The organism is Microbacterium abyssi (assembly GCF_015277895.1).
GTDB classification, from domain to species: domain Bacteria; phylum Actinomycetota; class Actinomycetes; order Actinomycetales; family Microbacteriaceae; genus Microbacterium; species Microbacterium abyssi.
Map to the genome: position 1 here is coordinate 3,060,738 of NZ_CP063815.1, position 12,233 is coordinate 3,072,970.

Genomic DNA, 12,233 nt, shown 5'->3' on the forward strand with positions numbered 1-12,233 from the left:
GTGATGACAGCCTACGCGAAATCGATTTCATGCCGCAAGCAGGTCGGCCGATCCGTCGGGACGGGCCCGCCGATCCATCGGGAGGGGTCGCATGTGGTCGCCTGGCCGCGCGCGAGGCGACCAATCGCGCCACCTCCGGTGCGAGCCGCGGCGCGGGCTCGGCGGGGCGGCGACTCAGCGCAGGATGCTGGCGGACTGCAGTTCGTTGCGCAGCACGACCGTGCGCGCGGGCTGCTGGTCTCCGCGAATGCGCTCGAGCAGCATGTTCGCCGCGGTGACGCCCATGTGTCGGGCCGGCAACCGCACCACGGTCACCGCACTCGGCGAGAGCGTCGTGAACGGCAGCGATCCGATGACCGCGACGCCGACGGCGGGAGGGGTGAGTCCGTGCTCGGTGAGCACCTGGATCGCCCCGACGCCGATGAGGTTGTTTCCGGCGACGACGGCATCCGGCGGCTCGGGCAGTGCGAGCAGCTCCTCCATGGCAGCGCGGCCGCCGTCCACCCGGAAGGTCGAGAAGCGCAGCAGGTCGGGGTCGGTGTCGCGGCCGTCCGCGGTGATGGCATCCTGCCATCCGGCGGCGCGCTCGGCGGCGGTGTCGATGTGGGCCGGACCCCCGATGTACGCGATGCGGCGGTAACCGGCGCGGATGAGGTCCTTCGTCGCCGAGGTTCCCGCGGCACGGTTCGCCATCACGACGCCGTCGACGTCGTACGCGGTGTGGCGGTCGACGGCGACGACGGGCCGTCCGGTCGAGATGATCTGATCGAGGTTCGAGAGCTCGGAGGAGGTCGCGATGATGACGCCGGACATGTGCTCGGCGATCGCGATCTGCAGGTATGTCGACTCCTTGTCGACCTGGGCATCCGAGTTGCACAGGACCACGGAGTAGCCGGCCTTGGAGGCGACGTCCTCGACGCCGCGCGCCATCTCGGTGAAGTACGGGTTCTCGATGTCGGGGATCACGAGGGCGATGACCTCGGAGCTCTGCGTACGGAGTGTGCGCGCGGCGCGGTTGGGCGTGAAGTTCAGCTGCTTCGCGGCGTCGCGGACCGCGGCGACCTTCTCGTTGGACACGCTGGTGCCGTTGAAGACGCGCGAGACAGTGGCCGGCGAGACTCCGGCCAGCTCCGCGACGTCGTAGATCGTGGACATGTGCACCTCACTGCATCTTCCGGTTGCCCGGTCGTGATGAAACAGTATCGTGCCCGAGGGCGCCCTGGCGCTCGAGTCTGAAATCGATTACATTTGGGACACCGCGATGCCCGGCGCCTTCCCGCCGGCCAGACACACAAGGACGTGAACGAAGAGATGACATCCGCACCCTCTGATCTCGCATCGATCGCCGCACTGCGCTCCGTGCAGACCCGATCGATCTCGCCGGAGAACTTCGACGGCTCCGTCGGGGGCGGCGGTCGCGCCACCGAGGGGACGGGCGCCTCCTGCGCCCGCGATCTCGGGCCGGGCTGGAAGATCTCGCCCAGCGTCGACATCAAGGCCGGAGAGACCTTCGAGCTGGCAGACATCCAGGGCGCGGGCAAGATCACGCACATCTGGATCACCACTCACACCGACAACTGGCGCACGCTGCTGTTGCGCGCATACTGGGACGGCGCGGAGGAGCCCGCCGTCGAGGTGCCGTACGGCGACTTCTTCTGCAACGGCTGGGGCGTCTTCTCGCAGGTGAACTCGCAGACCATCGCCGCCAACCCGCACGGCGGGTTCAACTCCTACTGGCCGATGCCGTTCCGCGACGGCGCACGCCTGACGATCGAGAACACCTCGGTCGTCGACGTCCGCGTTTACTACCAGGTCACCTACGAGATCGGCGGCGACTACTCGAACGACGCCTACTTCCACGCGCAGTGGCGCCGCTCGAATCCCCTCGAGGACAAGACACCGCACACGATCCTCGAGGGCATCGAGGGCCAGGGGCAGTACGTCGGCACCTACATCGCGTGGGGTGTGAACTCGAACGGCTGGTGGGGCGAGGGCGAGATCAAGTTCTATCTCGACGACGACACCGATTACCCGACGATCGCCGGCACCGGAACCGAGGATTACTTCGGCGGCGCCTGGAACTTCGACATCCCCGGCCAGGGGTACACCGAGTTCTCCACCCCGTACCTCGGGATGCCGCAGGTGATCAAGCCCGACGGCCTGTACGTCTCGCAGCAGCGGTTCGGCATGTACCGCTGGCATCTGCTGGACCCCATTCACTTCAGCTCCGGCATCCCGAAGGTCGACATCCAGGCGCTCGGCTGGCGAAGCGGATGGCGCTACCTGCCGCTGCGCGACGACATCGCCTCGACCGCGGTGTTCTACCTCGACCGCCCGACGGCACGCCGCCCGAAGACGCCGACGGCCGACGACATGGAGGTGCACTTGAGCACCGCTCCGGTTCCGGACATCGGCGCGACGCCACCGCGGGCGCCCCAGGACTGACGCCGTGCGCCGCGCCGTCGCTTCGGCCGGGCTCGCCGCACTGGTGCTCGTGGCGACCGGATGCTCGTCGCCGGCGCCGGACGGGATGCCCGCGCCGATGCCCGACGCGGCGTTCTCGGCGATCGTCGCGGACAAGCCGACCGCCATCGGCATCTCCGATGGCGACCTGTGGCCCAGCTGCTGGTCGGAGGACGACGCGCTGTACACCGCCAACGGCGACGGCGCAGGATTCGGCAACGAGTTCAGCGACATCGTGATGAACCGGGTGAGCGGCACCCCGGCATCCGATGACCTGACCGGCGAGGCGCTCGCGCTCGGCGACGAGCTGGGCCAGGTGTGGTCGGGCGAGGGCTTCTCGCGCAAGCCGACCGGAATGCTGTGCATCGGCGGCAGCATCTACCTCGCCGTGCAGGATCTCGCGTTGGACTTCAACGCCGCCCCCGCGGCCACGATCGCGCGCAGCGATGACCACGGCGAGACCTGGATGTGGGATCAGACGGCACCGATGTTCGACGACGGCGTGTTCACGACGATCTGGTTCGCCGACTACGGTCAGGATGCGGCATCCGCGCCCGATCCCGGCTACGCGTACGCGTACGGGCTCGACGGGAATTGGCGCGATTCCTTCTCGGATGCCGTGCCGGACCCGACGGAACTGTTCCTCGCGCGCGTCCCGGTCGAGTCGGTGCAGGATGCCGAGACGTGGGAGTTCTACGCCGGCGAGCCGGGCGATGCGGATGCCACGTGGACGGACGATATCGCGTCGAAGCGCCCGGTCCTTATCGATGAGCGACGACAGCATCCCGGCGAAGGGAACAACGACGACGATGCGGGTCAGACCGTCGGCGTGCACGACCTGAGCGTCATCTCGCAGGGCGGGGTGACCTACCTGCCGAAGCGTGATCGCTATCTGTACACGTCGTGGACGGAGTTCACCTTCGAGTTCTACGAATCGCCGACCCCATGGGGTCCGTGGACGCTGTTCCTCTCGGAGGACTTCGGCGAGTACCCGTGGGATGCCGAGCGCATCGGCGGGTACGGCACGACGATCCCATCGAAGTTCGTCTCGGAGGATGAGAAGACGATGTGGGTGCAGTCCAACGTCTGCCCGTGCGCACCGGCGGGGACGACGTCGTACTGGTTCGGCCTGCGCGAGCTGACCCTGGGCTGAGACCGCCCGCTGACGAAAGGAATGAGGACATGACAGAAGCGGTCTATCCCGACCTCGACGGCAAACTCGTCGTCGTCACCGGCGGCGGGCGAGGCATCGGGCTCGCGACGGTGCGCCGGTTCATCGGCCAGGGCGCCCGGGTGGTCGTGCTCGATCTGGCGGGCGACGCGGACGTCGATGCGGAGTTCATCGAGGTCGACGTGACGGATGCCGGTGCCGTGGCATCCGCGGCTGACAAGCTGACCGCACGACTCGGCGCTCCCGATGTGGTGCTGAACGCCGCGGGTATCGTGCGCTCGGCGAGCGCGGAGGACATGTCGGCAGAGGACTGGACACGCGTGATCGACGTCAACCTCTCCGGCACCTTCCACGTGTGCCAGGCCTTCGGCAGGCACATGCTCGCCGCCGGTCGCGGCGCAATCGTCAACATCGCATCGATGAGCGGGACGGTGAGCAATTTCCCGCAGAAGCAGGTGAGCTACAACGCGTCCAAGGCCGGTGTGATGCACCTCACCAAGACCCTGGCCGGGGAATGGGCGGATCGCGGTGTGCGCGTGAACTCGGTCTCCCCCGGCTACATCGCCACGGATCTGACGGCTGCGCTGCTCGAGCGCGAGCCCGAGCTCGGCGAAGTGTGGCGTGAGAGAACACCCACGGGCCGCCTGGGAACGCCAGACGAGGTCGCGTCGATCATCCTGTTCCTCGCCTCGGAGGCGTCGAGCCTGATGACCGGCTCCGACGTCATCGCCGACGGCGGATACACCGTCTGGTGACCAATCGCCCCCGTGCATAGCGTCGAGATGCGCGACGGCTTCGGTGAGGAGTTCGTGCAACGTGCGGCTCACAGCGGTACCGCCTCGGCGAGCGCTCGTTCACGCGCGTACTCGGGCAACCCCCGCACCGGCACGACGTCGACGTGCGCGTCAAGAACAGCGGACAACTCGCGTTCGAGCCTCGACAGCGCTCCGAGACCCAACGCACGCGGAGTCTCGACGAGCATGTCGACGTCGGATTCCGGTGTCTCTGTTCGTCTCGCGACGCTCCCGAAGATGCGGGCATCGGTGACGTCGTATTTCGCGAGCAAGTCGATCATCTTCTCGCGCTGCTGCGCGACGCGCAGTGCCAACGGTCCCGGTGGCTTCTGACGCAACAACCGCGACACCTCGGGCTGACTTCGGCGCACGATCTGCGCGATCTCGCGCTGGGACAGCCCTGCGGACGCGGCGCGGTGCGTGGCATCGAGCAGCAGGTCGCGAGACTGGCGCTGCAGTGCGTCTGCTCGCGCCGCTTCGCTGCTGATCTCCTCAGCCAATCGCGTTCGCATATCCATATAGCAGATGCTATCACCCGGGTTCCCGCGTCTGGCTTACGATCGAGGCATGACCGACTCTCCGCTCGTCCTGGTCGCCAACGCGGGCGACGGCGCCATCAGCACCTTCCGGCTCGGGGACGGACGGCTCGAGCGCCTGGCCGTCACCGACGGACTGCCGGGATGCTCGACCTTCGCCGTGGACGTCCCGCGCGACCTGGTCTATGCCGGCGTGAAGGGCGAGCCCGCCGGCATCCTGACTCTCTCGCTCGATCGCGAGAGCGGCCGACTCACGCAGGAGTCACGCCTCGACCTGCCGGACGGCGGCATGAACTACCTCGCGCTCGCGCGGAGCGGCGCCGGTCTGCTCGGCGCGTCGTATGGGGGCGGCTACGGCATCAGCTGCCCGATCGCAGGCGGCGTCGTGGGCGCGCCCGTGTCGAGGATCGAGTTCCCGAACCTTCACTCGGTCCTGCCCAGCGCCGACGGCCGCTTCGCCTACTTCGTCTCGCTCGGGGCCGACCTCGTGGCACAGTACGCACTGACCGACGATCTGCGGCTCGAGCCGCTGGCGCCCGAGACGGTGGCTGCACCGGCGGGAAGCGGACCACGGCATCTCGTGCTGAATGACGCGCAGGACGCCGTGTACGTGCTGACCGAGTTCTCCGGCGAGGTGCTGCACTACGGCCGCGACACGACCACCGGCGAACTCACGCTGCGCGGAGCGGCCACCGCCTACGACACGGCCAAGGACCTGGGTCACAGCGTGTTCGGCGCGGACCCGCTCGCGAACCACTACATCTGGGGTGCGGACCTGCACTTCGGCGCGGGCGGCCGGCTGTGGAGCTCGGAGCGCACCGAGAGCACGCTGGGCGCCGTCTCTGTGACCGAAGACGGCTCGGTCTCGCCGCCGCAGCGCTTCACTGCCACGGAGACCCAGCCGCGCGGATTCGCCATCAGCCCCGATGGCGCCTACCTCGTCGCCGCGGGCGAGAGGTCGACGACCGTCTCGCTCTACGCCGTGCAAGACGACGAGCTCGAGCTCCTTCAGCGCGCCGAGACCGGCCAGGGCGCGAACTGGGTCCGCTTCGTCTGAGCCGTCACCGCCGCTGCAGCTGTTCGACCGCCCAGACCTGCACTCGACCGACGACCTCTCCCGGCGACAGGTCGTCGGTGTCGATGATGGTCACCGGCCAGCGCGCGTCACCGGCCTGAAGTTCCGCCCACCGATCCCATCTCATCGGCACTGAACTGTCGACGCGGATGACCTCCGGCTGGAAGGCGGGATCCTTCGCGTGACGATGGAACCAGGCTCCGAATCGCAGATGATGCACGAGGGAATCGGCCGGCTCACCCCGGCCGATCAGGCGCGCCTCCTGCACCTCGGGCGAGGAATGCAGAACGCACACCGCGATGGCGTCGAGCCGATCGGCCGAAGGCGCGGCGAGCAGCTCACCCGGCGGCACCTGACCTGCGAGCAAGACATGCCGCCCGGCATCCTGCTCTTCGATCGCGAACCGGACCCAGTGCTCGATCGCACCATGCCGCCACGCGGTGTCGGCACCGTCCGGAACGCCGATCGAATCGAACTCGACACACGTCACGTCCGGCCCGTGATCCGACTCCTCCAGCGCCGCGAGCACGGTCGATTTTCCGACCCCGCTCGCTCCGGTGACCGAGAGGAGCATTCCTACTTGAGCCCTGCCATCTTGATGTTGCCGATGATCTGGCGCTGGAAGATGAGGAACAGGATGACCACGGGCGCAGCCGCGAGCACCGATCCCGCCATCAGGAGTCCCAGCTCGGTCGAACGCTCGGAGCGGAACGTGGCGAGATACTGCTGCACGACGAAGCGCTCAGGGCTCGTGATCGTCAGGATCGGCCAGACATACGAGTTCCAGTAGGCCAGGAATGCGGTGATGCCCATCACGACGAACGGCGGCTTCGACAGCGGCAGGAAGACCCGCACGAAGATCGCGAATCGTCCGCAGCCGTCCAGCATCGCCGCCTCTTCGAGGCTCGCCGGGATGTTCAGGTAGAACTGGCGGATGAAGAACACCGTGGCCGCGCTCGCGGCACCCGGGAGCACCAGGACCGCGAGGGTGTCGAGCATCGACAGCTTCGTCACCACGATGAAGCTCGTCAGCAGGATCGTCATGGCCGGGATGAACATCGTGGTGATGACGATCGTCCAGATGGTCCGCTTGAACCGGAACTCCAGTCGCGCGAACGCGTAGGCGGCCAGCGAGTTCACCGTGAGGCTGAGGAGCGTGAACAGCACGGCGCCCATGAACGTCCACCCCATGGTGAGCGTGAACGTGGGGTCCGAAAGGATCTGGACGTAGTTCTCCCACCTCCACACCTCGGGGAAGAACTGGAACGGGGTCTGGATGACCTCGGTCTTCGATTTGAAGCCGGCGATCACCATCCACGCCAGCGGGAAGAGCGCGGCGATGAGGAAGATCAGACCGGCGATCAGCTTGCCGATGAGCACCAGCCACGATCCCGGTGTGCGCGGCAGCGGCTTGCGCTTGGGCTCCTTGCCCGCGAGAACGATGCGGGTCGTCGTGTCCTGGATCACAGCCATCTCAGTCCACCAGCCTCTCCGAGTTGACGAATCTGAAGACCACGGCCGAAACCGTGCCCAGCACGACGAACATCAGCAGCGCCGCGGCGATCGAGTAGCCGACGTTGATGTCGTTGCGGAAGTGATTGAAGATGAACAGGTTCGGCAGCATGGTCGAATCCAGCGGCCCGCCGTTGGTCATGACGAGAGGCAGCTCGAACTGCTGGATCGCGGCCACGAAGCCGGTGATCAGCAGGTACAGGAGGATATTCTTCATCTGCGGAAGGGTGATGAAGGCGGTCTTCTGCCACCAGTTCGCGCCCTCCATCGCCGCCGCCTCGTAGAACTCCTGCGGGATGTCCACCATCGCGGCCACCATGATCAGCGAGGTCAGGCCCATGCCCAGCCAGATCGCCGGGACGGCGATGGCGAGCAGCGCCCAGGCGGGGTCACCGATCCACGCGATCGGGTCGATGCCGAACAGCGCGAGGAACCAGTTGAGCAGACCGCCTGAGTAGTCGTAGATCAGCACGAAGATGATCGACGTGATCACCGCGGAGATGATCGTCGGGATGTAGATGCTGACCTTGAGGATGCCGGCGAACCGCTTGCCGACGCTGACCACGAGGCTGGCGAACAGGAACGCCAGGACCAGCATGGGCGGCACCGTCATCGCGACGAACACGAAGCCTCGGCCGACCGACGCCCAGAACAGCGGGTCGGACATCACGTCGATGAAGTTCTTCCAGCCGACGAACTCGGGATCCTTGTAGAAGCTCCAGTTCTGGAACGACAGGTAGCCCGCGTAGATCGCCGGCCAGATCACGAAGATCCCCAGGAGCCCTACGACCGGCAACAGGAACCAGTACGCGATCTTGTCGTCCCGGAATCGATGCCGGTTCTGCCTCTGCCGGATCATCCGGCGCTCTTGCACAGCTTGACTGGCCATGTCCACCTCGTCGTTCGGTGCGTCACGGTTCGGGGGCCGGGATCATCCCGGCCCCCGAACCGTGCGCGGTCAGTTCTTCGGTGCCTTCTCGGCCAGGCCGTCGCGGTCGATCACGGTCTGGATCGCGTTGTTCGCGGTCTTGATCGCGTCATCCGCGGATGCTGCGCCCTTCATGACCGACTCGAATGCGGTTCCCACCGCGAGCGAGACGTCCCAGGGGTAGGTGGGCTCGGGGATCGCCGTCGGAGCGATCTCGTTGACGATGACGTCCGACCAAGGAGCGTCGGCAGCCGCGTCGTCGTCGGCCACGGCATCCTGCACCGACTGACGGACGGGCACCTTCGTGAACTGCGTGTTCACGAAGAACGGCACGACGTTCTCCGGGTCGCCGGCGATCGCCCAGCTGAGGAACTCACCTGCCGCTTCCGCGTTCGCGGTCTTGGCGTCGATGACCCACTTGAAGTTGCCGAGCGTCGTGGCGGTGCGGTCGTCGGATCCCTCGGCGTTCGGGAATGCTCCGATTCCGGTGGAGCCGAGCAGGTCGGGGTAGTCCGAGCCGATCTCCGACATCATCCACGAACCCGAGACCTTGAAGGCGACCTTCTGCTCGCCGAAGTCCTTGCCCTCGACGTACGCGGCGAGCGGCTGCTTGGGCATGTAGCCGTTGTCCCACAGCGCCTTGTACTGCTCCATCATCGCGCGATAGCCGTCGTCGTCGATGTTCGGTGCGGTCCAGTCGTCGGTGAGGGCGGTGTGACCCGCGAAGTTGTACTGCTGTCCGACCGAGGACCACGCGAAGGTCGCGGCATCCTGCGCGGGCGAGATGCAGTACTGGCCGCTGGCGAGGGTGGGCTGGATCTTCTCGCAGGCCGCCATCAGCTCCTCCCAGGTCTCCGGGCCGTTCTCGGAGTCGACGCCGGCGGCGTCGAGCAGGTCCTTGTTCCAGAACAGCACGGCCTGGGGCTCGAGCAGCAGCGGGTACGCGTAATAGGTGCCGTCGATCTCGGACACCGGCTTGGCGGCGTCGATGATCTCCTCGAGGGCGTCGGCGGGGACGATCCCGTCGAGCTCATGCAGCTGCCCGGCGTTGACGGCATCCTGGATGCTGCCCGGGTGGGTGTAGACGTCGGGTGCCTTGCCCGCGGCCTGCGCAGCCTTCATCTTCTGGTCCCACGCGTCGGCGGGAACCTCGGTGTCGACGACCTTGATCTCGTCCTGCGACTCGTTGAACTCCTTGACGATGTTCTCGTACCACTCGTTCTCCACAGGGGTGAAGGTGCGGTGCCAGAACTGGATGGTGGTGACGCCGGACTCGTCGCCGTTGTCCGCCGATTCTCCCGGCGTGCTCGACCCGCAGCCGGAGAGGGCGAGCGTGCCGACCGTCACCGCACCCACTGCGGCGATCACGGCACGACGTGTGCGTGTGATTCTCATGGTTTCTCCTCAGGAACACGACTCGTCCTCGAGTCGGGGCTGTGTGCGGCAACTGTGCCGTACGCGTCACGCTAGACGAAATCGATTTCATGCGCAAGCGCTTCGTTCGTCAGGACGTGTGCTCCAGGTGCGCCGAGAACCAGAACACGTTGTAGGGACCCCAGAGCGACAGCGTGAAATACACCGTCCGGCCGTCCTCCGAGACGTATCGCGGGTTCATGTACGGCGAGTACAGACCCGGATAGTCGCCGGCCGACACGAGCTCGGCCGGGTCGCCCCACGGACCCCACGGCGTGATGCCCTCACGGATGTACGCGTTGCCGGCATCCGAGTAGGTCATCAGCCAGCGATCGAGGTAGGTCGACCACATCACGGAGAGCTCGCCGATCGTGCCGTCGACGACGGTCTCGGCATCCGCCATGTCGGCGCTCCACCGCGGTGTCTGGCCGTCGACGCCGGCGAAGTACGAGTACGCGCTCTGGTCTTCGACGGATGCCTCGTCGGCCGGCACGCGCATCAGCTGGACCCCGCCGAACCTGCCGGCGGGGATCGACCAGAGGTAGATGTAGTCCTGGCCGCTCTCGGTGACCTGAGCGGTGGCGACCTGGATGAAGTTCGAGTCGCCGGGCCACTGGACACCCTCGACCGGATCCCAGGATTCGCCGCCGTCCCGCGAGACGATGAGCGCCGAGTGGTTCGCGTCCCAGGCGCCGGGCTCGCCCCAGTGGCGCACCGACATGTACGACACGTAGATCGTCTCGCCGATCGCGAAGCCGTAGGTGGGGATCTTGGTGACCTCGCCGCCGGCCTCGTTCGCATCGTGGTCGCCCTCGATCAGGGCTGCGGCGAGGCCGACATCGTCGGAGACCCAGCCGTCGAAAGTGATGCCGTCGGCCGGATCGTCGTCGGTCGTCCACGCCGACACGTTGGAGCGCCAGAAGCCGCCCTGCCCGCCGATCAACTCCGGATCACGCTCGCCGAAGGTGTCGCCGAACAGGAAGAACGTCCTGTCGCCGACGTTCACCATCGATCCGAGATCGGTGCCCGCGACCGACACCGAGGCGGTGTCGTTCATCGCGTCGGGCCCGGTGAGCTGCGCGATCTCGGTGACCTCCGAGACGCCTTCGAGCACGAATGGCTTGTCCGGATCGGGATCGACGCTCACGGCGCCACCGCCGGAGCAGGCTGCGAGCGAAAGGGACAGAACCGCGGATGCCACGACGGCGGTCCAGCGGGTGAGCATACGGCGTTCACGGGACATGATCCTCCTCGATCGGAGCCCACTCTAGCGAAATCGATTTCAACCGACTACGTTGATTTCTCACACCGATCCGACGTCGCCACACCCCGCACATCCCCCGAAAGGACTACTCCGTTGCGCACCGACTGGGCCGAGAGATTCGCCGCCGCCACACCCGCTTCCGTCGAGGGCATCTGGCTGCGTCCCGCCGCGGATGCTCCGACCGAACCGCGCTGGGGTCATGCCGACGGCCTGCAGCTCGGCATCCATCCGATCCCCGGCCCGCGCGGTCTGCTGCGGATCTTCACGCACTACCTCGACCACCCGCGGGAGAGGCTGGTGAACTTCATCGCCGTCGAGCCGATCCCGGTCGGCACGACCGAGCGCGGCTACTCCGAGCTTGAGCCCAGCTCACTGGACCCCGGTGACAACGGCAAGCGCTTCTGGTCGACGGATGCCCCCGACGACCTCGCGCCGCGAGACCCGCTCGCCCCGTCGCGAGGTGTCGTCGACGAGGTCGACGGCGTCGAGCGCCTCACCGTGTGGATCGGCGTCGAGCGGTTCGACAACGGTGCGGACGTGCGGGTTCGCGTGCGGTTCCGCGCCGACCGGCCGCACGAGGTGGAGGTCGCAGGGTTCGCGAACGACGTCTCCGTTCCCCTGTCGAATCTGGTGCTCACCGCCACGATGGGCAACTGGGCGCGTCTTCGCCGGCTGCACCTGGCCGACCGGGTCGTCGAGGCGGCGGAGCTGTGGCCGGATCACTCCGGCACCGGGTTCACCGAGCACGGCCGGCTCGCCCTAGCGGATCTCACCCGCGACGGGGATGCCGCGATCGTCAGCGCCACCGGCGACGAGGACGATCCGGGCTCTGTCGTCTACTCCGACGACACGGCGAAGCACTGGCACTTCCTCGGCCGCCGCGCCGTGCAGGCCTGGCGGGTGGACGACCCGCATCCCGATCTCGAGGTGCTGGTCAACGCGCGCTGGTCGTACTGGGCGAGCGCCTCGCCGATCCCCGGCGGCCCGGCCTACGAGAACTTCGAGATCCTCGAGCCGTTCCGCCAGGGTGCGGCGTTCCGCTTCTCGGTCGAGCCGCTGGACTGAACACCGTTGCCG

The 12,233-nt window shown here is 67.1% G+C and carries 12 protein-coding genes; 5 read left to right on the top strand and 7 right to left on the bottom strand.

All coding sequences use genetic code 11. The annotated features are described in order from the left end of the window. Positions 1-174 precede the first annotated feature (174 nt). Positions 175-1,155: a LacI family DNA-binding transcriptional regulator gene (locus tag IM776_RS14755; RefSeq protein WP_194420890.1), complete on the bottom strand. Its 981-nt coding sequence runs from the start codon at positions 1,153-1,155 to the stop codon at positions 175-177. Between the two features lie 144 nt (positions 1,156-1,299). Here IM776_RS14755 and IM776_RS14760 point away from each other — a divergent pair, with 144 nt between their 5' ends. Genes IM776_RS14760 through IM776_RS14770 form a run of 3 tightly spaced genes read left to right on the top strand, consistent with a single transcriptional unit; the run spans position 1,300 to position 4,389 of the window. After that, a complete protein-coding gene (locus IM776_RS14760; RefSeq protein ID WP_228479790.1) occupies positions 1,300-2,445 on the top strand; it encodes a glycoside hydrolase family 172 protein in 1,146 nt (381 codons plus the stop codon). 4 nt (positions 2,446-2,449) lie between these two features. Then, positions 2,450-3,616, top strand: a complete 1,167-nt coding sequence (locus IM776_RS14765) for a DUF4185 domain-containing protein (protein WP_194420891.1) — start codon at positions 2,450-2,452, stop codon at positions 3,614-3,616. 29 nt (positions 3,617-3,645) lie between these two features. After that, a complete protein-coding gene (locus IM776_RS14770) occupies positions 3,646-4,389 on the top strand; it encodes an SDR family NAD(P)-dependent oxidoreductase (protein WP_194420892.1) in 744 nt (247 codons plus the stop codon). Positions 4,390-4,457: 68 nt separating this feature from the next. Here IM776_RS14770 and IM776_RS14775 read toward each other — a convergent pair whose 3' ends face one another. After that, complete coding sequence (locus IM776_RS14775) at positions 4,458-4,946, bottom strand: nucleotidyltransferase family protein (RefSeq protein ID WP_194420893.1); 489 nt, start codon at positions 4,944-4,946, stop codon at positions 4,458-4,460. A 49-nt stretch (positions 4,947-4,995) separates the two neighbouring features. Between IM776_RS14775 and IM776_RS14780 the strand changes: the two genes are divergently transcribed. After that, complete coding sequence (locus tag IM776_RS14780; RefSeq protein ID WP_194420894.1) at positions 4,996-6,021, top strand: lactonase family protein; 1,026 nt, start codon at positions 4,996-4,998, stop codon at positions 6,019-6,021. A gap of 4 nt (positions 6,022-6,025) precedes the next feature. Here the strand turns inward: IM776_RS14780 and IM776_RS14785 are convergent, their stop codons facing one another. The 5 genes from IM776_RS14785 to IM776_RS14805 form a co-directional block, all read right to left on the bottom strand. Beyond that, on the bottom strand, positions 6,026-6,613 hold the full coding sequence (locus IM776_RS14785) for a P-loop NTPase family protein (protein ID WP_194420895.1): 588 nt from the start codon (positions 6,611-6,613) through the stop codon (positions 6,026-6,028). A 2-nt stretch (positions 6,614-6,615) separates the two neighbouring features. Further along, positions 6,616-7,512 (bottom strand): carbohydrate ABC transporter permease, encoded by an 897-nt coding sequence (locus IM776_RS14790; protein WP_194420896.1) that lies wholly within the window; start codon positions 7,510-7,512, stop codon positions 6,616-6,618. Position 7,513: 1 nt separating this feature from the next. Then, entirely contained in the window at positions 7,514-8,440 is a 927-nt protein-coding gene (locus tag IM776_RS14795; protein WP_194420897.1) for a carbohydrate ABC transporter permease, read from the bottom strand. Between the two features lie 69 nt (positions 8,441-8,509). After that, entirely contained in the window at positions 8,510-9,874 is a 1,365-nt protein-coding gene (locus tag IM776_RS14800; protein WP_194420898.1) for an ABC transporter substrate-binding protein, read from the bottom strand. Positions 9,875-9,983: 109 nt separating this feature from the next. Continuing rightward, positions 9,984-11,135, bottom strand: a complete 1,152-nt coding sequence (locus tag IM776_RS14805) for a DUF4185 domain-containing protein (protein ID WP_194420899.1) — start codon at positions 11,133-11,135, stop codon at positions 9,984-9,986. Between the two features lie 114 nt (positions 11,136-11,249). On the opposite strand from IM776_RS14805, the gene IM776_RS14810 reads away from it, so the two are divergent. After that, positions 11,250-12,221: a hypothetical protein gene (locus IM776_RS14810; RefSeq protein WP_228479791.1), complete on the top strand. Its 972-nt coding sequence runs from the start codon at positions 11,250-11,252 to the stop codon at positions 12,219-12,221. Positions 12,222-12,233 lie beyond the last annotated feature (12 nt).

What these genes read in the sequence shown, in the direction of transcription:
- IM776_RS14755 (WP_194420890.1), bottom strand. Translation starts at nt 1,155, where the DNA reads ATGTCCACGATCTACGACGTCGCGGAGCTGGCCGGAGTCTCGCCGGCC.
- IM776_RS14770 (WP_194420892.1), top strand. Translation starts at nt 3,646, where the DNA reads ATGACAGAAGCGGTCTATCCCGACCTCGACGGCAAACTCGTCGTCGTC.
- IM776_RS14775 (WP_194420893.1), bottom strand. Translation starts at nt 4,946, where the DNA reads ATGGATATGCGAACGCGATTGGCTGAGGAGATCAGCAGCGAAGCGGCG.
- IM776_RS14780 (WP_194420894.1), top strand. Translation starts at nt 4,996, where the DNA reads ATGACCGACTCTCCGCTCGTCCTGGTCGCCAACGCGGGCGACGGCGCC.
- IM776_RS14785 (WP_194420895.1), bottom strand. Translation starts at nt 6,613, where the DNA reads ATGCTCCTCTCGGTCACCGGAGCGAGCGGGGTCGGAAAATCGACCGTG.
- IM776_RS14790 (WP_194420896.1), bottom strand. Translation starts at nt 7,512, where the DNA reads ATGGCTGTGATCCAGGACACGACGACCCGCATCGTTCTCGCGGGCAAG.
- IM776_RS14795 (WP_194420897.1), bottom strand. Translation starts at nt 8,440, where the DNA reads ATGGCCAGTCAAGCTGTGCAAGAGCGCCGGATGATCCGGCAGAGGCAG.
- IM776_RS14800 (WP_194420898.1), bottom strand. Translation starts at nt 9,874, where the DNA reads ATGAGAATCACACGCACACGTCGTGCCGTGATCGCCGCAGTGGGTGCG.
- IM776_RS14805 (WP_194420899.1), bottom strand. Translation starts at nt 11,135, where the DNA reads ATGTCCCGTGAACGCCGTATGCTCACCCGCTGGACCGCCGTCGTGGCA.